This window comes from Nocardia sp. NPDC056541, from assembly GCF_042794235.1.
Lineage (GTDB): Bacteria > Actinomycetota > Actinomycetes > Mycobacteriales > Mycobacteriaceae > Nocardia.
On the sequence record NZ_JBHTUD010000010.1, the window covers coordinates 286,520 to 309,828 of the forward strand.

Sequence of the window (23,309 nt, forward strand, 5' to 3'; positions counted from 1 at the left end):
ATGACCAACCCCACTCCGGCGCGCGCGGAAACAGAACAGCTGGCGGCGCTGGTGGCGACGGTCGCGGCGATGGATCCGGCGCGGATCGCGGTCGAGTTCGACAGCACCGCGGTGTCCTATGCCGATCTCGACGCCCAGCTCACGCTGATGGCCGAGCTCACCGGTGGGGCGCTGGACGCGGAGACGCTCGTGCAGGTGGTGCTCGCCGAGCTGTTCCCCGGCGTGGTCGATGCCGCCGAGGGGACGTTCGGTGTGCTGCTGGATTCGCTCGCGGGCGATGTGATGGCGGCGCTGGGGCTGGAGGCGGTGGCCGCGGCGACGCTGGTCGATCGGTTCGCCGCGCAGGTGGCGCGGACGCCGGATGCTGTCGCGGTGCAGTGCGGTGACGTCACGCTGACCTACGCGGCATTCGATGCCAGAGTGCGGGTGCTGGCGGCGCGATTGGTCGAGGCGGGCGTCGGGCCGGAGACGCTGGTCGGGTTGGCGCTGCGGCGCAGTGTCGAGCTGATCGTCGCGGTGCACGCGATCGTGCGTGCGGGCGGTGCGTATGTGCCGCTGGACCCCGATCATCCGGTGGACCGGCTGCACTATGTGCTCGAGGTGGCGCGGCCGGTGGTGGTCGTGACACGGGCAGGCGACGAGCCGGATCTGAACGGCGCGCCGGTGCTGCGCACCGATGACATCGACTGGGACGCGGCGCCCGGCGAGGTGGTGTCCGGGGTACGGGCGGGCAACACGGCCTACGTCATCTTCACGTCGGGCTCCACGGGCAGGCCGAAGGGCGTGGCGGTCACCCACGGGGCGATCGTGGCGAACCTGGATTGGCGGCAGCGCCGCTACGCCATGACCGAGGCCGATGTGGTGGTGCAGAAGACGCCTTACACCTTCGATGTGTCGGTGTGGGAGTTGTTCTGGCCCTTGCAGATCGGCGCTCGGCTGGTGGTCGCCGAGGCGGGGCGCCACGGTGATCCCGCGTACCTGGCGGCGCTGATCGCCCAGCATCGGGTCACCGTGACGCACTTCGTGCCGTCGATGCTGGCCGCGTTCGTCGGTGACGTGGGTCCCGAGGTGGATCTGTCGTCGTTGCGGATGGTGTTCGCCTCCGGTGAGGCGCTGCCCGCTGCCACGGCCGCCCGGCTGCGCGCGTTGTCGGCGACGGCGCTGCACAACCTGTACGGGCCCACCGAGGCGGCGGTCGACGTCACCGCGCACGAGGTGACCGCTCTCGACGAGGTGTCGGTGCCGATCGGGGGTCCCGCCGACGACACCGGGCTGCTCGTGCTCGACGAGAACCTCGACCAGGTCCCCGTCGGGGTGGTCGGCGAGCTGTATCTGGCCGGTGTCCAGTTGGCGCGTGGGTACGTGGCGCGCCCGGGGCTCACCGCGGATCGGTTCGTCGCCAATCCGTACGGCGTGCCCGGTGAGCGCATGTATCGCACCGGTGACCTGGTACGGGAGTCGCGCGGTGAGCTGGAATACCTGGGGCGCACCGACTTCCAGGTGAAGCTGCGTGGCCTGCGGATCGAGCTGGGGGAGATCGAGGCCGTGCTGGCCGCGCACCCTCGCGTCGGCTACGCGGCGGTGGTGCTGCATCGCCATGGCGCCGGTGAGGCGCTGGTCGGTTATGTGGTGAGCGTCGACGGTGCGGTGCTCGACGAGGCCGAGCTGGCCGAGCACGCCAAGTCGTCGATGCCCGAGTACATGGTGCCGTCGCTGCTGGTGCAACTGGACGCGATGCCGATCAATGCCAGCGGCAAGCTGGATCGGAAAGCGTTGCCGGAGCCGGACTTCCGGGTGTCGGCCGCCGAATTCCGGGAGCCACGCACGGCGACCGAGCGTACCGTCGCCGCGTTGTTCGCCGAGCTGCTCGAGGTGGACGTGGTCGGCTTGGACGACGACTTCTTCCGCCTCGGCGGCAACTCGTTGATCGCCACCCGCGCCATCGGCCGGTTGCAGGCGAACTTCGGTGTGCGGGTGGATGTTCGCGACTTCTTCGACAGCCCGACGGTGGCCGTACTCGCGAAGCTGGTCGAGGGCGGGGTGGTCGATGATCGGCCCGCGCTCGTCGCGGGTCCGCGTCCCGAGCTGTTGCCGCTCTCGCCCGCGCAGCAGCGGATGTGGTTCCTCAACCGGTTCGATCCGGAGACCGGGGCGTACAACATCCCGATCGCAGTGCGGTTGACGGGTGCGCTGGATCGGGACGCGTTGCGGGCGGCGGTGGGTGATCTGATCGCGCGGCACGAGGTGCTGCGCACGGTGTACCCCGAGGTCGACGGGGTGGGGACGCAACGGGTTCTTCCTGTCGCCGAGGCGCTCGAAGTGCTTGCGGCCGAATTGTCTTCGAGCGACCACGCCGATGCCGGCGCCGATGGGGTCGCGGCGGGGTCTTCGACGGTGCTCGACGCCGTCAGCATCGGCGCCGAGGACCTTCCGGAGGTGTTGGCGGCCGTCGTTCTGCGCGGATTCGATGTCACGGCCGCGCCACCGGTGCGCGCGAGCCTGTTCGAGGTCGACGGTGATCACGTGCTGGTGCTGGTGGTGCATCACATCGCCTCCGACGGCTGGTCGGCCGGTCCGCTGGTGCGTGACACGATGACCGCCTACTACGCGCGTGCCGAAGGTGTGGCGCCGCAGTGGAATCCGCTGCCGGTGCAGTACGCCGACTACACCCTGTGGCAGCGTGCCGTCCTCGGCGCGGAGGACGACGCCGACTCGCAGGCCGGGCGCGAGATCGCGTTCTGGCGTGACTCGCTGGCCGGACTGCCGGACGAGTCGGGCCTGCCGACCGATCGCCCTCGCCCCGCCACCGCGTCGATGCGGGGACGCCGGGTCTCGTTCGAGCTCGATGCCGACGTGGTCGCGGCGCTGAACGCTGTTGCCGCGGAACAGGGTGCGACCCTGTTCATGGTGCTGCACGCGGCATTGTCGGTGCTGATCGCACGCCTGTCGGGCAATGCCGATGTGGCGATCGGCACGCCGGTCGCCGGGCGCGGTGCCGCCGAACTCGACGACGTCATCGGCATGTTCGTCAACACCGCCGTGCTGCGCACTCAGGTGCGTGGCGGCGAACCGTTCGCCGGCCTGCTCGGCCGCGTCCGCACCGGGGATCTGGCCGCTTTCGACCACACCACCCTGCCGTTCGAGCGGCTCGTCGAGGTGCTCGCGCCGACCCGTTCAGCCGGTCGCCATCCGCTGTTCCAGGTGGCACTGTCGTTGCAGAACCTGCCGCCGACCACCTTCGAGCTGCCCGGTCTGCGCGCGGCCGCCGTCGACCTGCCCTATGACATCGAGAAGTTCGATCTCTCCCTGACCCTGCGTGATTCCGCGGCCCTGGGTCTGTCCGGCGAATTCTCCTACGCCACAGATCTGTTCGACGAGCAGACCATCCGGCGCACGGTGGCCCGCTTCACCGGCCTACTCGCCGCGATCGCCGCGGCCCCGCAGACTCCCGTCGCCGACCTGCCACTGCTGATCGACACCGAACTCGCCGAGCTGACCGCCCGCACCGGCGGCCCGTCGACTCCGGCTCCGCTGCTGCCGCAGGTGCTCGCCCGCGCCGCCGCCGACCCCACCGCGATCGCCATCCGCGACGGCGCCCGCACCCTCACCTACGGCGAGCTCGACGACGCCTCCACCTCCCTGGCCGCCCGTCTCGCCGATCTCGGCGTCGGCACGGGTGACCTTGTCGCCGTGAGTATTCCGCGTTCGGCCCACTCGATCACCGCGATCTGGGCCGTCGTGAAGTCCGGCGCGGGCTTCCTCCCGGTCGACCCGAACTATCCCGCCGACCGCATCGCCCACATGCTCTCCGATTCCGGCGCGGCGGCGGGTATCACGATCGAGGCGGTGCGGTCGGATCTGCCGGCTACCGTGAACTGGCTCGTGCTCGACGGCACAGAACCCACGGCAGACGATGCGGCGCGGGCGGGCCTGGGCGCATACGCACGTGCCGGTGACAGGACGATCAGCGTCGAGAACGCCGTCGATGCCGAGACCGGTCGCGGCGGCGTCGTGACCTCTCCCCATGCCCCCGTGGCCGATTCCCGTACGGTCGGCGCAGCAGGTGGCCGTGCGGTGAACGGCGGCGCGGCGGGTGCACGAGCGGTGGATCCGCTGGATCCCGCGTACGTCATCTACACCTCCGGCACCACCGGTCTGCCCAAGGGTGTGGTGATTCCGCACGGTGCGGTCGCGGCGTATCTGCCCGTGCAGGCCGGGCGGTACCTGGCCTGCGCCGATGCGCGCGTGCTGCACGTGGCGTCGCCCTCGTTCGACATCTCCGTGGCCGAGCTGCTGCTGACCGTGACCGAGGGGGCGACGATGGTCATCGCGCCCGCCGGGGTGTTCGGTGGGGCGGAGCTGGGGGAGTTGCTGCGGGCCGAGCGGGTGACCCATGTGGTCATCACGCCGTCGGCGCTGGCGACGGTACACCCGGAGGGCCTCGACGAGCTGCGGATGGTGGTGGTCGGTGGCGAGGCATGCCCGCCGGAACTGGTGGCGCGGTGGACCGCCGCGATTCCGGGTCTGATCTTCCGCAACGGTTACGGCCCGACCGAGACGACCATCGTCACCAATATCAGCGAACCACTCAGTGCGACAACGGCGATCACGCTCGGCGCACCGGTGGAGGGCACGACCGAACTGGTGCTCGACGAGCGGCTGCGGCCGGTGCCCGCGGGGGTCGTCGGCGAGCTGTACATCGCTGGTGCGCAGCTGGCGCGCGGCTACCATCGCAGGCCCGCGCTGACCGCCGGACGGTTCGTCACCAATCCCTTCGGCGCGCCCGGCGAGCGGATGTACCGCACCGGTGACACCGTGCGCTGGGTGCGGCGCGAAGGCTCGTTCGATCTGGAGTACCTGGGCCGCAACGACTTCCAGGTGAAGGTGCGCGGCTTCCGGATCGAACTCGGCGAGATCGACGCGGTCCTGGCCCGCCATCGGACGGTCGACTTCGCCGCCACCGTCGGTCATCGGACCGACGCGGGCGCCACCCTGCTGGTCTCCTATGTCGTGCCTGTCGCCGGTGCCACCATCGACGCCGCGACCCTCATCGCGCACACCGCCGCGCACCTGCCCTCGCACATGGTGCCCGCCGCGGTCGTCACCCTCGATGCCGTGCCGCTGACCCCTGTCGGCAAGCTCGATCGGGCCGCGCTGCCCGCACCGGTCTTCGACACCGCCGCCTACCGGGCACCGGAAACGGTGGCCGAGCAGGTGGTGGCCGCCGCGTTCGCCGAGGTCCTCGGACTGGACCGGGTCGGCCGCGACGACGACTTCTTCGATCTGGGCGGCAACTCGCTCCTGGCGACCCGGTTGATGGCGCGCATCGGCGCCGACCTCGACCTGCGCATTCCCGTCCGCCAGCTCTTCGACACCACGACGGTGCTGACGCTGGCCGCGGCCGCCGACCGTCTGCGTGGCACCGGCACCGGCCCCGCGCTGGTGGCGGGACCCCGGCCCGATCCCGTGCCGCTCTCGCCTGCCCAGCAGCGCATGTGGTTCCTCAACCGCTTCGATCCCGGCTCGGCCACCGACAACATCCCGCTGGCCGTCCGGCTCACCGGTGCGCTCGACATCGCCGCACTCCAGGCCGCGATCGTCGACGTGCTGGACCGGCACGAGGTCCTGCGCACCCGCTACCCGGAACTGGACGGCAACGCCATCGCCGAGATCCTTCCGGCGACCGGCCTGCTTCCCGAGGTCCACCCGCAGATCGTGGCTGCGGCCGACCTGTCCGACGCCGTGCGTACCTTCGCCGCCACCGGCTTCGACCTCACCGTCGATGCCCCGATCCGCGCGACGCTGCTGCGTGTTGCCCCGGACACCGCGCTGGAGCATCGCGCGTCGGGTGCGCGTGACCGGGCCGATGGGCATGCCGCAGTGGCGGACTCGACGGGGTCTGCCGGTGCTGAGTACGTGCTGGTCATCGTGGTGCATCACATCGCGGCCGATGGTTTCTCGTTCGGGCCGTTGATCCGGGACGTGCTCACGGCCTACGGCACGCGCGCCATCGGTGAGGCCCCGGGTTGGGCGCCGTTGGAGGTGCAATACGCCGACTACGCCGTGTGGCAGCACACGGTGCTCGGTGATGCGGCCGATCCGGAATCGGTGGCGGCGAAGCAGCTCTCGTTCTGGCGTGACGCGCTGGCGGGGGTGCCCGAGCAGCTGGAACTGCCCACCGACCGGACCCGGCCTGCGGTCGCTTCCCGGCGGGGTGCGATGCACGGCGTCGAGATCGATGCCGCGACCCATCGGGCACTGGCGGAATTCGCTCGCGCGCAGGGCATCACGGTGTTCATGGCCGCGCACGCGGTGTTCGCGGTGCTGCTGGCACGGCTGTCGGCGACCACCGACATCGCGATCGGCACGCCGGTGTCGGGGCGGGGTGAGCGCGCGCTCGATGATCTCGTCGGCATGTTCGTCAACACCCTCGTCCTGCGGGTGGAGGTGGTACCCGCGACTCCGTTCACCGAACTGATCGCCCAGGTCCGCGAGCAGGACCTCGCCGCCTTCGGCCACGCCGACGTGCCGTTCGAGCGCCTGGTCGAGGTCCTCGATCCGGTTCGCTCCACCGCCCGCAACCCCCTGTTCCAGGTGATGCTGTCCCTCAACGAGGACACCCCGAGCGAACTCGCGCTCCCCGGCCTCACCGTCGCAGGTTTCGACCTGCCCACCGGTATCGCCAAGTTCGACCTGGAACTCACCCTCACCGAGCACCGCGACGACAACGGCACTCCCACCGGCATTTCCGGTGCCTTCCTCTACGCCACCGACCTGTTCGACGCCACCACCGTCGCCGCGTTCGCTACCCGCTTGGACCGTATCCTCACGGCCGTCCTCGCCGACCCGGCCCGCCCCGTCGGCGACCTCGACTTCCTCGACGCCGCCGAGCGGACCGACATCCTGACCACGTGGAACGACACCGCCACCGAGACCGGCCACGCCGCGACTCTCGCCTCGCTGCTCACCGACCGAGCCGCCGCAACGCCCCACGCGATCGCCGTCGTCCTCGATACCGATCCCACCGCGGTCGATGACGCGCCGCTGGCCGCCACGACAATGGCACGGGCGCTCGATGTATCGCCCACCGCGAGAGACGAATCGGTGCAGGAGCGCCTGGAGTCGACGGCGAAGCCGGGTCGTCTGTCGGCGCGCACAGTCGAGGCGGGCACACCGACCGAGGACGGCGCTCGGGTAGTTGCCGATGGCGCGCCCCTCGGAATCGGGGCGTCCTCGAGCGCGATTTCCCGGCTCGAACACGCGGCAGCCGATGCCATCGCCGCACACCGCGCCCGGGGTGCGGTGCCCGAGGTGTCGCTGCGTGCTGCTGATTCCACGACCGCAGTGGAGCTTTCGTACGGGGAGTTCGGCGTGCGAGTCGCACGATTGGCGCGTCATCTGATCGGGCTGGGAGCGGGCCCTGGCTCGCTGGTCGCGGTCGCGATGCGCCGTGGTGTGGAGCAGTTGGTCGCGGTACACGCCGTGCTGGTGGCCGGGGCGGCCTATGTGCCGGTGGACCCGGATCATCCGGCCGAGCGGACCGCGTATGTGCTGGCGCAGACGGCACCGGTCTGTGTGCTGACGCTTGCCGGAATCGGTGTGGCTGTGGGCGAATCGGTGGTGGAGGTCGACGTGCTCGACCTGTCGGAGCTGTCCGGCGAGCCGATCACCGATGCGGAGCGGGTGGCGCCGCTGCGTCCCGGGCACCTCGCGTATGTGCTGTTCACGTCGGGTTCCACCGGCAAGCCGAAGGGTGTGGCCGTGCCGCACAAGGCCGCGGTGAACCAGTTGCTGTGGTTGCAGCGGGAGTACCCGCTCGGTGCCGACGACGTGGTGCTGCAGAAGACACCGTTCACCTTCGACGCATCGGTGTGGGAACTGCTGTGGCCGTTGCACGCCGGGGCGCGCTTGGTGCTCGCCACCGCTGACGGGCATCGCGATCCGGCCTACCTGGCGGCAGCCACCGTGCGGCATCGGGTGAGTGTCGTCCAGTACGTACCGTCGGTGCTCGCCGCGGTCGTGGCGGAACCGGCTGCCGCGCAGTCCGATTCGCTGCGACTCGTCTTCGCGGGCGGTGAAGCGCTGACAACCGACCTGGCGCGGCGGGTGCGCGCGATGACCGGCGCGACGGTGGTCAACCTGTACGGCCCGACCGAAACCGCCATCCAGGTCACCACGCACGAGGCCGGTGACGAACTCGGCGCCACGGTGCCGATCGGCGCACCGGTCGCCGATACCCGTGTGTACGTGCTGGATTCGCGCCTGCGTCCCGTCCCCGCGGGTGTTCCGGGCGAGCTGTACGTGGCGGGCGCGCAGCTCGCCGACGGCTATCACGGCCGTACCGAGCTCACCGCCGAACGTTTCGTCGCCGACCCCTTCGGCGCGGGCGAGCGCCTGTACCGCACCGGCGATCTGGTCACCTGGCGCACCGGCGCCGACGGTCCGGCGCTGCACTACCTCGGCCGCACCGACTTGCAGGTGAAACTGCGCGGTCTGCGCATCGAACCGGCCGAAATCGAAGCCGCGATCGCCTCGGTTCCCGGCGTCGGCCGCGTCGCCGTCCTGGTCCGCTCGGACGAAGGCCGGACCGATCAGCTCGTCGCCTACGTCGTCCGTGCTGCCGAGACGCCCGAGGTCGTCGTCGGCGACTTCGGCCCCATCGCCGGCGGCGCCGATTCCGGGGGAGGCGACGCGGTCCGTGCTGTCGACGTCGCGCCGGCTGTTCCGCGACCCGACTCGTCGGCGGCGCCCACCACCGCCGACTTCGACGCAGCGATCGCGGCGACCCTGCCCTCCTACATGGTCCCTGGCGCCTACGTCTTCCTCGACGAGTTGCCCGTGAATGCTTCGGGCAAGCTCGATCGCCGGGCACTCCCTGCGCCGCAGTCGCGGCAGCTCGACTACCGCGAGCCCGCCACCGCCACCGAGCGGATCGTTGCCGCGACGTTCGCCGGGGTGCTCGACCTCGACCGAGTCGGCGCGGGCGACGACTTCTTCGCCCTCGGGGGCAACTCGCTGCTGGCGACCCAGGTGGCGGCCCGGCTCGGTGCCGCGCTGGATGCGCGGGTGCCGGTGCGCGAGCTGTTCGAGGCGAGCACCGTGGACGGACTCGCCGTGCGGCTGGACGCGCTGCGCGGCACCGGCAGCAGGCGTGGACCGGTGGCGGGCCAACGGCCGCAGCGGATCCCGCTCTCGCCCGCCCAGCAGCGGATGTGGTTCCTGCACCGCTTCGATCCGGACTCCGCCGCGTACCACATCCCGGTCGCGATCCGGCTCAGCGGCGAGCTGGATACGACCGCGCTGCGCGGCGCCCTGGGTGATCTGATCGCCCGGCACGAGACATTGCGCACGACCTATCCCGAATTCGACGGGCGGGCGACCCAACTCGTCGGTCCGGCGTTCGTGCCCGAGCTCGCCGTCGTCGACGTGGCCGCCGATCACGTGCCCGCGACGGTGGTGTCGGTCCTCGCCGGCGGTTTCGACATCACCCGCGAGGTGCCGGTGCGCGCCGCACTGCTGCGGGTCGCGGCGACCGAACACGTGCTGGTGCTCGTTGTGCATCACATCGCGGCCGACGGCTGGTCGATGGGGCCGCTGACGCGGGATCTGGTGGCCGCCTACGCCGCCCGCGCTGTAGGTGCGCAGCCACAGCTGCCCGCGCTCGCTGTGCACTATGCCGACTACGCACTGTGGCAGACCGAGGGGCTCGGCAGTGCCGACGACCCGGACGCGCCGCTGGCCCGCCAGCTCGACTACTGGACGCGCCGACTCGCGGGTTTGCCCGATGTCCTGACGCTGCCCGCCGACCGGCGCAGGCCGCTGATCGCCTCCAACCGGGGCGCGACCTTCACCACCACCCTCGGCGCCGACCTGCATCGCGGGATCGAGGAGCTGGCTCGCGCGCACCGCGCCACTGCGTTCATGGTGCTGCACGCGGGCCTCTCGGTGCTGCTCGCGCGGCTCTCGGCCGGTACCGACATCGTCGTCGGCACGCCCGTGGCCGGGCGTGGCCATCGCGAACTCGACGACATCGTCGGCATGTTCGTCAACACGCTCGTGCTCCGTGCGCAGGTGCGCGCGGGCGCGCGTTTCAGCGATCTCCTCGACGCGGTCCGTGCCGAGGATCTCGATGCTTTCGACAATGCCGACGTGCCGTTCGAAAGCCTGGTCGACGCACTGAATCCGGCGCGCTCACAGGGGTATTCACCGCTGTACCAGATCTCCCTGGCCTTGCAGAACCAGCGCAGGACCGCCTTCGAATTGCCGGGCCTGACCCTGTCGGGGCTGACCCTGCCGGATGCGCCGATCGAAGTCGATCTGGACTTCACCTTCGTCGACCGTTTCGCGCCCGACGGCGCACCTGACGGGCTCGACCTCGAACTGCGCTACGCCACCGATCTTTTCGACGCCGACACCATCGCGACCATGGTCGCGATGCTCGATCGGGTGCTGCGGGACGCGGTCACCGCCCCCGGCACCGCGGTCGGCGACCTCGCCTTGCTGGCCGACACCGCCGCGGCCACACTGCCGACGCGGCACCACGGTGAGGTGGTGCCGCTCGACAGCGCGCTCGCGGAACTGGGCCTGCGCGCCCCACTCGCCGCCCACCTGCTCGATGCCGCGGCCGCGCGAGCTCCCCACGCCGTGGCGGCGATCTTCGAAGGCGTCGAGATCACCTACGGCGCGCTCGCTGCCAGGGCGAACCGGTTGGCGCGCAGGTTGATCGACTGCGGTGTCGGGCCGGAAACACCGGTGGCCGTGGCTGTTCCGCGCAGCATCGAACTGCTGGTGGTGCTGCACGGTGTACTCGCCGCCGGGGGCGTGTACGTGCCGATCGACGCGGGCCAGCCCGCCGAACGCATCGGGCATGTGCTGGCGACCGCCACCCCGCGACTCGTCGTCGTCGCGGGGGCCGGTGACCTCGACCATGTGGACAGCGGTATCCGATCCGCCACGGCCTCGGTGCATTTCGCCGCCGCGTCGCGCTCCGGGGTTGCGGTGCTCACCGTCGGCCAGCTCGAGGACGTAGCGCAGGATACGGTGGCAGCCGGCCCGGTCACCGACCTCGAACGCCTGGCGCCGCTGCACCCCGAGCACCCGGCGTACGTGCTGTTCACGTCCGGCTCCACCGGTACGCCGAAGGGCGTGCTGATCTCGCATCGCGCCGTGGTCAACGAGATCTGCTGGCTGCGTGGCGAATACGGCATGACGTCGGCCGATCGCTTCCTGCAGCGCGCGCCCCTCACCTTCGACGTCTCGCTCTGGGAACTGCTGGCGCCCGCGCTGCTCGGCGCCCCGCTGGTGCTGTTGCGCCCGGGCGGTCACCTCGACCTGGAATATCAGGCGCGAGTGGTGCGCGAGCAGGGCGTCACCATCATGGAGATCGTGCCGTCGGTGCTGGCCGCGATGCTCGCCGAAGGGCTCGGCGACGCGCTGAGCGGGCTGCGCATGCTGCACGTGGGCGGCGAGGAACTGCCCGCGCCACTGGCGGCCACCGTCCTCGCCACGATCCCCGGCGAACTGCACAACACCTACGGCCCCACCGAAGTGGCGATCACCAGCACGTTCCAGCGGATCACCGCGCCGGTCGAGCAGACCGAGCTGCCCATCGGCAGGCCGACCTGGAACGTGCGCGCCTACGTGCTCGACGAGCGCCTGCACCCGGTGCCCGGCGGTGTCGCGGGCGAGCTGTATCTCGCGGGTGATCAGCTGGCCCGAGGCTACCTGGGCAGGCCCGACCTGACCGCCGACCGCTTCGTCGCCGACCCGTTCGGGGCGGACGGAACCCGGATGTACCGCACGGGTGACCTCGTTCGCCGCGATCGCGACGATGCGCTGGTCTACTTGGGCCGCAACGATTTCCAGGTGAAGATCCGGGGACTGCGGATCGAGCTGGGCGAGATCGAGGCCGCGCTCGGCGACGCACCCGGCGTCACCCACGCGACCGTACTGCCCGCCACCGACGACGCCGGTCGGCAGTGTCTGGTCGGATATGTCGCGGGCGAGGTGGACAGCGTGGCGGTGCGTGCCCACGTCGCGGGCCGGGTGCCCGCGTACATGGTGCCCTCGCACCTGGTCGTGCTCGACACCGTGCCGCTCAACTCGGCGGGCAAACTGGATCGGGCCGCGCTGCCCGCCGCCGACCTGTCCGTCACCACCGAATACGTGGCGCCGCGACCGGGTGCGCAGACCGCGCTCGCCGGTGTGATCGGCGAATTGCTCGGCGTGGCACGCATCGGCGCCAACGACGACTTCTTCGCCGTCGGCGGCAACTCACTGCTCGCGATGCGTCTGGTCGCCCGGGCCAACGCGGCCCTCGGCAGTGCGCTCGACGTGCGCGATGTGTTCGACGCCCCGACCGTCGCCGGACTCGCCGAGCGTGCGGGCGTCGGCGGCGAACAGTCGCCGCCGCTGACCGTGGTGCGACCGCGCCCGGATCGAATCCCGCTGTCGCTGGCCCAGACTCGCCTGTGGTTACTGAACCGGATCGATCCCGAATCGGCCGTCTACACCCTGCCGATCGCATTGCGCCTGACCGGCGATCTCGACACCGGCGCCCTGTGGGCGGCGCTGGCCGACGTCCTCGACCGGCACGAATCACTGCGCACCATTTTCCCCGAAGACGCCGACGGCCCGACCCAGGTGGTCCTTCCCGCCGACGCGGTGCTGCCCGCTGCCGTCGTGCGCGAGATCGCCGAGGGTGAACTGGCCGCTACGGTGCGCTCGATCATCGGCCAGGGTTACGACCTGACCACTCAGCCGCCTCTGCGCGCCGCGCTGCTGCGCCGGGAAACGCCGGTCGAAGCTGTCGACCGCCGACCAGTGGTCGGCGATGCCACGCCGGGTCTCGCGGCCGTGCATTGCGTGGGTTCGCACCAGACAGAGCACGTGCTGGTGCTCGCTGTGCATCACATCGCCGCCGATGGGGTGTCGACGACGCCGCTGGCGCGGGACCTCATCGCCGCCTATGCCACGCGCGCCGCGGGGATCGCTCCGGTGTGGGAGCCGTTGCCGGTGCAGTATCCGGACTTCACCCTGTGGCAGCGTGCCGTGCTCGGCGACGCGGCCGACCCGCAGTCGCGGCTGGCGCGGCAGTCGGCGCACTGGCGTGACGAATTGGCCGGGATCGCACCGGTTCTCGAACTGGCGACGGATCGGCCCCGGCCCGCCGTCCGCGCGGGTGCGGGCGGGGCCGTCGGGTTCGAGGTGCCCGCCGATGTCGTGGCGGGGATCGAGGCGCTGGCCCGCCGCCACGGGGTGTCCACCTTCATGGTGGTGCACGCGGCGTTCGCGGTGCTGCTGTCTCGTCAGGGCGCCGGCGCGGATGTGCTCGTCGGCACGCCGGTCGCCGGGCGGGCCGATGCCGCGCTCGACGACCTGGTCGGCATGTTCGTCAACACCCTCGTGTTGCGGACGGCGGTCGATGCCGGTGCCGGGTTCGGTGAACTACTGGCCGAGGTGCGCGACGCTGATCTGCGGGCCTTCGCACACGCCGACCTGCCGTTCGAGCGGCTCGTCGACGAGCTCAATCCGAGCCGCTCCACGGCGTATTCGCCGATCGTGCAGGTGATGCTCGCGTTCGAGCATCGCGAGGACACCATCATCGAGTTGCCCGGACTGCGGATCGACGAGTTCGCTCTGGACGCGGCGACCACCCAGTTCGATCTGTCGCTGGCGATCAACGAGATCGTCGGCGCCGCGGGGGAGCCCGGCATGCGCGGGTGGCTGCGCTACGCCACGGATCTGTTCGACGCCGACACAGTGGCGGCGTTCGGTGCGCGGTTCGTGCGGGTGCTGAGCGCGGTCGTCGCCGACGACAGCATCGCGGTCGGCGAGATCGATCTGCTGGATGCCGCCGAGTCCGCCCAGCTCGCGGCGTGGAACGACACCGTGGCCCCGCTCGACGCCGAGGCGACGCTGGTCTCGATGTTCGCCGCGCAGGCCGCGCGTACCCCCGACGCGATCGCCCTGGAGTTCGAGGGGCAGCGGATCACCTATGGCGAGTTCGCGATGCGTGTCGCCCGCCTCGCGCGTTGGCTGATCGCCGAGCAGGTCGGTCCCGGCGCGGTCGTCGGTGTCGGGCTGCGGCGCGGCATCGATCTCCTGGTCGCCCTCTACGCGGTCCAGGCCGCGGGCGCCGCCTATCTGCCGCTGGATCCCGACCACCCGGCCGACCGGATCGCCGACATCCTGGCGACCGCGGCCCCGGTCTGTGTGCTGGCCGCCGCCGACTTCCCCGAAACCGGCGCACGCACCGCGGTGCCCGCCGCGCAGGTCGAGTCCGGCTACCGGCTGGTCGAGTCCGGCACGCATGCGGTCGAATCCGGCACCGAGCCCGGCATTCGTCTTGTCGAGCCCGGCGCGCTCGATCTTTCCGGGTTCGCTGTCGACCCGGTGACCGATGCCGACCGGATCCGGCCGTTGCGTGCCGCGGACCTGGCGTATGTGCTGTTCACGTCCGGCTCGACCGGTAAGCCCAAGGGCGTCGCGGTGACCCATGCCGCGATCGTCAACCGTCTGGTGTGGATGCAGGATGCCTACCGGCTCGACGCGGCCGGCACCGTGCTGCACAAGACGCCGATCACCTTCGATGTGTCGGTGTGGGAACTGTTCTGGCCCTTGCAGATCGGCGCCACCCTGGTGATCGCGCGGCCCGACGGGCACCGCGACCCCGCCTACCTGGCCGAGGTCATCACCCGCACGGGTGTCGGCGTCGCGCACTTCGTGCCGTCGATGCTGGCGGCCTTCCTCGCCGAGCCGCGTGCGGCCGACTGTGTCTCGCTGCGGCAGGTGTTCGCCTCCGGTGAGGCGCTGCCCGCCGCCGCTGCCCAGCGCCTGCGCGCGCTGGTCCCCGGTGTCGCCGTGCACAACCTGTACGGACCCACCGAGGCCGCGGTCGACGTGAGCTTCCACGAGGTCACCGACGCCGACACGGTCACGGTGCCGATCGGCGCCCCGGTCGCCAACACCGCCCTGCACGTGCTCGATGCCCGCCTGCGTCCCGTTCCCGTCGGCACACCGGGTGAGCTGTATCTGGCCGGCGTCCAACTCGCCCGCGGCTACCTCGCCCGCCCGGATCTGTCCGCCGACCGCTTCGTCGCCAACCCCCTCGGTGCCCCCGGCGACCGCATGTACCGCACCGGCGACCTCGTGGTCCGCACTCGCTCGGGCGAACTGGAATACCTGGGCCGCACCGACTTCCAGGTGAAACTGCGCGGCCTGCGCATCGAACTCGGCGAAATCGAGGCCGTTCTCACCGGTCTCGACACCATCGAACGGGCGGTGGTCACGGTCCGTGACGACGGCACCGGCGACTACCTCACCGCCTACCTGCTCGGCGTCCCGGGTGTGGACCTCGACGTGGTGAAATCCGCTCTACAGCAGGCACTTCCGGCCTACATGGTGCCGAGCGCGTTCGTCGTTCTCACGGAGTTCCCGGTCAATTCCTCGGGCAAGCTCGATCGGCGGGCGCTGCCCGCGCCCGAGCTGGCCGCTCGTGAATTCCGTGCTCCGGCGACACCGTCGGAGCAGTTGGTGGCCGGGGTCGTCGCCGAGGTGCTCGGTGTCGAACTGGTCGGTGCCGAGGACGATTTCTTCGATCTGGGCGGCAACTCGCTGATCGCGACCCGGGTCGCGGCGCGCCTCGGTGCGGCGTTGAACCGGCAGGTGCCCGTGGCGCGGATCTTCGAGACGCCGGCGGTGGCCGCGTTGGCTGCCGCGCTCGACGCCGCGGGCGGCGCGGCGCGGCTGGCGCTGGTGGCGGGGGAGCGGCCCGCTTCGATCCCGCTCTCGCCCGCCCAGCAGCGCATGTGGTTCCTCAACCGGTTCGATCCGGACTCGGCCGGCTACAACGTGCCGATCGCGGTGCGACTCGGTGGCGCGCTCGATCTCGACGCGCTCGCCGCCGCGGTGGACGATCTCATCGATCGGCACGAAGTACTGCGCACCTATTACCCCGAGACCGCCGAAGGTCCGGTACAGCGGATCGTGTCCGCCGCCGAAGCCGGTGTGGCTCTGCGGGTTCAGTACCTCGCGCCGGCGGAGATCGTGGCTGCCGTGACGGCGCTGGCCGCCACCGCCTTCGATGTCACGGCCGGTGTGCCGTGGCAGGTGGTGCTGTATCGGATCAGCGCCGACGAGGCGGTGCTCGCCATGGTCGTGCACCACATCAGCGCCGACGGTTCGTCGATGCCGCCGCTGGTGCGCGACCTGATGACCGCCTACCTCGCACGACGCGACGGTACGGCCCCGTCGTGGACGCCGCTGCCGGTGCAGTACGCCGACTACGCGCTGTGGCAGCGTGCGCTGCTCGGCGACGAAGCCGATCCCGACTCGGTGGCCGCCCGCCAGCTCGACTTCTGGCGCGCCGAACTCGCCGACCTCCCCGATGAACTCGCGTTGCCGCTGGACCGCCCGCGCCCGGCGGTGCGGACCCTCGCCGGTGGGACCGTGCCGGTGACCCTGGACGCGGGCACCCACGCCCGGCTCAGCGCGCTGGCCAGGGAGTCCGGCGCAACGCTGTTCATGGTCGTGCACACCGCGTTCGCGGCGCTGCTCGGTCGCCTCTCGGGCAGCGCGGACATCACCGTCGGCACGCCGGTCGCCGGGCGCGGTGAGGCCGCGCTCGAGGACCTGATCGGCATGTTCGTGAACACGCTGGTCTTCCGAACCCGGCTGCGCGCGGGAGAGTCGTTCCAGCAGTTGCTGATTCGCCAGCGCGCCACCGACCTCGCCGTGTACGCCCATGCCGAGGTGCCGTTCGAACGCCTCGTCGAGGTGCTCGATCCGGCCCGCTCCACCGCCCGGCATCCGCTGTTCCAGGTCGGCTTCTCGTTCCAGAACTTCGAGCGTGCCGAGCTGGCCCTGCCCGGGATCACCGTGTCGGGGCTGGACACCGAGAACGAGCTGTCGCAGTTCGATCTGCACCTCATCGTCAGCGACGAGTACGCGGTCGACGGTGCGGCCGCGGGCGTCACCGGCGTCCTCACCTACGCCCACGACGTGTTCGACACCGAGACCGCGGTGGCGATCGCCGGACGGCTGGAACGCCTGCTCACCGCTGTCGCGGCATCGCCGCGTACACCGCTGGATTCGGTCGAGGTGCTCGAACCGGTCGAGCGCACGCGCATCCTCACCGAGTGGAATGCCACCACCCACGAGATCGACGGCGCCGCCACGCTACTCACCTCGTTCCGTGCGCAGGTTCGGGCTACCCCGGACGCGACAGCGCTCGTGTTCGAGGACACGGCCCTGACCTACGCCGAATTCGACACCCGGGTCAACCGCCTGGCCCGGTACCTGATCGAGGAAGGTGTCGGCCCCGACGCCTTGGTGGGGCTCGCCATCCGGCGCTCCACCGAACTCGTCGTCGCCTTGTACGCGGTCCTCACCGCGGGCGGCGCGTATGTGCCGATCGATCCGGATCACCCGGCCGACCGGATCACCCAGATCCTCGACACCGCGCGGCCACACCTCGTCCTCACCACCGCCGCAGACGCATTCGACAAGCCGGCACCGGCTGACGGTTCGTCCGACTCGCCGTTCCGGGTGATCGGCAGTGATCGCGGATCGCCGATCCCGGGAGTCGAGGGCGGCGAGACCGCGCCAGGTGGTTCGCGGACCGCGGGGCCGACCGGGGTTGTCGTGCTCGATGACATCGACACTGCCCGTTACCCGGGTCATCCGGTCGTGGAGTCCGAACTCCGCGCCCCCCTGCGGGATTCGAACCTCGCCTACGTGCTGTTCACCTCCGGCTCGACCGGCGAACCCAAGGGCGTGGCCATGAGTCATGCCGGCATTCGCAACCAGATCGCCTGGCTGATCGAGCAGTACGCGATCGACGGTGACGATGTGTACCTGCAGAAGTCCGCGGCCGGGTTCGACTTGTCGGTCTGGGGCTTCTTCGCACCGCTCGCAGCGGGCGCGACGCTGGTGCTCGCCACCCCGGACGGGCATCGCGACCCGCTGTACCTCGCCGAACTGGTGGCAGCGCGGCAGGTCACCGTCGTCGACTTCGTGCCGTCGATGCTGGCAGTGTTCGCCGCGCACGCCGACGCCGAGCACCTGGCCGGTCTGCGGCTGGTGCTCGCGATCGGTGAAGCGCTCACTCCGGAGACAGTCGGCGCGCTGCGGGCGAAATCGGCTGCGGCGGTGCACAACCTGTACGGGCCGACCGAGGCCGCCGTGTCGGTGACGGCGTGGCCCGCCGACGGTGCGACCGGGCAGACGGTGCCCATCGGTGTGCCCGAATGGAATTCGCGTGTGTACGTGCTAGACGAACGGCTGCGCCCGGTCGCACCGGGAGTGGCCGGTGAGCTGTACCTGGCGGGTGACCAGCTCGCTCGCGGGTACCTCGGCCGCACCGCGCTCACCGCCGACAGATTCGTCGCGGACCCGTTCGCCGGGGCGGACATCCAGTCCGGCGCGGCAGGCACCGTCGCGGACGCGGGTCTCGACACCGCGTATTCCGTCGGTGACGGCCGCGACCGGCATCGCCGGGGCGCGAGAATGTATCGCACCGGAGACCTGGTGAAGTGGACTCGCGACGGCGTACTGGTCTATCTGGCGCGCATCGACTTCCAGGTGAAGTTCCGTGGTCAGCGCATCGAACTCGGTGAGATCGAGGCCGCGCTCGGCGGATCGGCCGGGGTCGGTCAGGCCGCGGCGGTGGTCGCGGCGAGTGCGACCGGTGACCAGCTCGTCGGCTATGTCGTGCCGAGGCCGGGCGTCGCGCTGGATCCGGCCGCCCTGCGGTCGGGCGTGGGCGCGGTGCTGCCGTCCTACATGGTGCCGTCGGTGATCGTGGTGCTCGACGCGTTCCCGCTCAACACCTCCGGCAAGCTCGACCGCAAGGCGCTGCCCGCACCGGAATTCGTGGCCAGGCCGTTCCGGGCGCCGGTCAGCGCGGCGCAGCGGGCGGTGGCCGAGGTGTTCGGTGAGGTGCTCGGGCGCGAGCGGGTCGGGCTCGACGACGACTTCTTCGAACTCGGCGGCAACTCACTCATCGCGACCAGGGTCGCCGCCCGCCTCGGCGCGACATTGTCGACGCGGGTGCCCGTGCGGGCCCTGTTCGAAGCGACCACCGTGGCCGACCTGGCCGCCGCGCTCGCGACCACGGCCGGCAGCGGCGCGGGGATCGCGTTGACATCCGGCGAACGACCGGCCCGGATACCGCTGTCCGCGGCCCAGCAGCGCATGTGGCTGCTCAACCGCCTCGATCCCGAGTCCGCCGCGTACAACATCCCGATCGCGGTGCGGCTCACCGGTGATGTCGATGCCGGCGCGCTGGCCGCCGCGGTCACCGACGTGCTCGACCGGCACGAGGTGCTGCGCACGGCCTACCCTGCCGTCGACGGGATCGGGCACCAGGCGGTGTGGGAGTTCGTGCCGACGCCGGTGGTGGAGACCGTGGACCCCATCGCGGTACCGGCGATCGTCGCGGCCGAGATCGGGCGCGGATTCGACGTCACCGTCGCGCCGCCGGTGCGGGTGCGCGTATTGCGCTGCGCGGCGGACGAAGTCGTGCTGGTCGTGGTGATCCACCACATCAGCGCCGACGGGTTCTCCGCCGGGCCGCTGCTGCGTGACACCACCGCCGCCTACCTCGCCCGTCGCGCGGGGACCGAACCCGGGTGGGCGCCGCTGTCGGTGCAGTACGCCGACTACACGCTGTGGCAGCGTGCCGTGCTGGGCAGCGAGGACGACGCCGAGTCGGTCGCCGCGCGGCAGCTGCGGTTCTGGCGCACCGAGCTGGCCGGACTGCCCGGGTTGCTCGAATTGCCCGCCGACCGGCCGCGGCCTGCTGTCGCGTCGCATCGTGGTGCGAGCGTTGACACTGTTGTGCCGCCGACGGTATGGCAGCGGGTGGCGCGGTTGGCCCGTCGCGCCGACGTGAGCGAGTTCATGGTTGCCCATGCCGCGCTGGCCGCGTTGCTCGCGCGACTCGGTGGCGCCGGCGACATCGCGATCGGCACCCCGGTGGCGGGTCGCGGTGAGCAGGCCCTCGACGATCTCGTCGGCATGTTCGTCAACACGCTGGTGCTGCGCACCGGTGTCGACCCCGCAGCGTCGTTCAGTTCGCTGCTGCGCGAGACCAGGCGGGTGGATCTGGATGCCTTCGAGAACGCGCAGGTGCCGTTCGAACGGCTGGTCGACGTGCTCGACCCGACCCGCTCGACCGCGCACAGCCCGCTGTTCCAGGTGATGCTGGCCTTCCAGAACCTGGCCGCAGGCCCGGTCGAGGTGGTCCTGCCCGGCCTCACCGTGACCGGACTGGACGCCGACGCCGCCATCGCCAAGTTCGACCTGGATCTGGTCCTCACCGGCACCGCCGACGGTGGTTGCGCGGTGAGCGTGACCTACGCCACCGACCTGTTCGACGCCGAGACGGCCGCCCGCATCGCGGACGGGTACGTGCGGATCCTCGACGCGGTCACGGCGAACCCGGAAGGTGCGGTCGGTGATATCGACCTGCTCACCGACGGCGACCGTCAGATGCTCGAGAATTGGTGTGACACCGCGCATCCGGCCGACGATGCGTGGCCGGTCGCGGCGACCGAGGATGCGAGGTCGCTGCCGGACGACATCGCTCACGTCGGCGCGGTCGGCGTTCTGCCGACAGCGTTCGATCGCCGAGCCGCGGCGACACCGGACGCCGTCGCGCTCGTCGACGGTGACCTCGTTCTCACCTACGCCGAATTCGCGGCGCGGGTGAACCGGCTCGCCCGCCATCTGATCGACCACGGTGTCGGGCCGGATCACGCGGTGGCGGTGGGAGTTCGGCGCTCGGCCGAGTTGCTGGTCGGCGTGTACGCGGTGCTGGCGGCGGGTGGCACCTACGTGCCGATCGATCCGGATCATCCGGCGGAGCGGATCACCCGCATCCTGCGGATCGCGCAACCGGTCTGCGTGCTCACCACCAGCGGCGATGCTATGGACCTCCCGCTGCGCGGGCACGAGGTGATCACGCTGGACACCGTCGATCTCGCGGGCTTGCCGGTAGCGCCGATCGCCGACGCCGAACGGGTGGCGCCGTTGCTCCCGGAGCACACCGCGTACGTGATCTTCACGTCCGGGTCGACCGGTCTGCCCAAGGGCGTCGGCGTGCCGCATCGCGCGATCGTCCACCAACTCGACTGGCTGGCACAGCAGTTCGGCTTCGCCGCCGGTGACAGGGTGCTGCACAAGACGCCGATCACCTTCGACGCCTCGATCTGGGAGCTGTTGCTGCCGCTGCGGGTGGGCGCCCGCACGGTCATCGCCCGGCCCGGTGGGCACGGGGACCCGGCCTACCTGGCCGCGCTGATCACCGAACACCACATCGACACAGCGCAATTCGCCCCGACCCTGCTCGCGGCCTATGCGGCGCATGCGCGGGAGGCGGCCGCTGCGGGCAACAGTGTCGTGAGTACGCCGCTACGGCGGGTGTTCGCCGGTGGCGAGGCGTTGCCCGCCGGGCTGGCACAGCAGGTGCGCGCACTGACCGGCGCGCAGGTGGTGAACCTCTACGGGCCGACCGAGACCACGGTGCAGGTGAGTGCGCACCGGGTGACCGATGACGACGTCGTCACGGTGCCGATCGGTGCGCCGGTGTGGAATACGGGGCTGTACGTGCTCGATGCCAGGATGCGTCCGGTGCCGCCGGGGGTGACCGGTGAGCTGTATGTCGGTGGCGCGCAACTCGCACACGGGTACATCGGGGCCGCCGAGCTCACCGCGGAGCGGTTCGTCCCGGACCCGTTCGGTGCGTCCGGCGCTCGGATGTATCGCACCGGCGACCTCGTTCGCCTGCGGGGAAGCGACACTCCGGCACTGGAATACCTCGGGCGTGCCGACCTGCAGGTGAAGCTCAACGGCCAGCGCATCGAACTCGGTGAAGTGGAAGCCGCGCTGCAGCGGCGGCCCGGGGTGGCGCAGGCCGCGGCGGCCGTGGTGTCCGGGGTCGGCGCAGATCGACTTGTCGCGTACGTGGTGGCGTCACGGAACAAGGAATCCGATGGCATTGCCGGTGCGCCCACTACCGTCGGAGCAGGTCCCGGTGCGGCGGTCGACGGCACTGTGACACACGCTGGTTCGGGATTCGATGCGGCCGTGCTGCGGGCGGCGCTGGCCACCGAACTACCCGGCTACCTGGTGCCCGCCGTGGTCCTCGAGCTGGACGCGTTGCCGGTCAACACCTCCGGCAAACTCGACCGCGGCGCACTGCCGCGCCCGGAGATCCGCCAGGCGACCTATCGGGCGCCGATCACCGAGACCGAGCAGCTCGTCGCAGGCGCCTTCGCCCGGGTACTCGGACTGGACCGCATCGGCATGGACGACAACTTCTTCGACCTCGGCGGCAACTCCCTCACCGCGGTCCAGCTGTCGTCTCGACTGAGCGAAGCACTGGGCAGCCCGGTGCCGGTGGCGTGGTTCTTCACCGACCCCACGCCGGCGGTCGTCGTGGAACGGCTACGCGCCGAAGATGATTCGAGCGATGACGCGTTCGCGGTCCTGCTCCCGCTGCGCGCCGGCGGCACCGGCGCGCCGCTGTTCTGCATCCACCCCGTCGGCGGTGTGTCCTGGTCGTTCGCCGGACTGACCCGCCACCTCGACCCGCAGCGCCCGATCTACGGGTTGCAGTCGCCTGCCCTCACCGCCGACGAACCGCTGCCCGCCACGATCGAGGACTGGGCGCGCCGCTACATCGCCGCCATCCGCGAGGTGCAGCCGGAAGGGCCGTACCACCTGCTCGGCTGGTCGCTGGGCGGGCTGCTGGCCCACGCCGTCGCCACCGGCCTGCAAGCCGACGGCGAACAGGTGGCACAGCTGGCCATGATGGACAGCTGGCTCGGCGACGGACCGCAACAGACTGCGATGCCCACCGTCGGCGACCTGCTCGGCGGGCTCGCCGGTGACGATCTCGCGTTCGACACCGACGGTCTCGCCGCCGCGGCCGCGGGCATCGGCGGACCACTGGCGGCACTCGATCGCGACCGCATCGCCCGCATCATCGACGCCGCCACGGCCTCGATGCGGATGGTCGACGAATACCGGCCACGTCGCTTCGACGGCGACCTCGTCTACTTCGCCGCCACCGTCGACGATCCCAGCGGATCGCGTGGCGCGGCGAGTTGGGCCACCGCCGTCGACGGCACGGTCCACCGGCACGCCATCCCCGCCACGCACTGGGCGATGGCGGGTGAGGCGGCGCTGGCCCGGATCGCGGACGTCCTCGACGGGAGCGGATCCGAGACGCGCGGGCTCGCAGGCGAGGACCCGGCGACGAGGGCCGATGCGCGGGCGGGGGCGATGGGCGCATAGAATCGCGG

The 23,309-nt window shown here is 71.1% G+C and carries 1 protein-coding gene; it reads left to right on the plus strand.

Annotated features, from left to right (window positions below; translation table 11 throughout):
* The gene (locus ACFQ9R_RS20060; RefSeq protein ID WP_378992360.1) at nucleotides 1-23,301 is read left to right on the plus strand and encodes a non-ribosomal peptide synthase/polyketide synthase; all 23,301 of its coding nucleotides are present in this window, start codon (nucleotides 1-3) and stop codon (nucleotides 23,299-23,301) included.
* The last annotated feature ends 8 nt before the right edge of the window (nucleotides 23,302-23,309 follow it).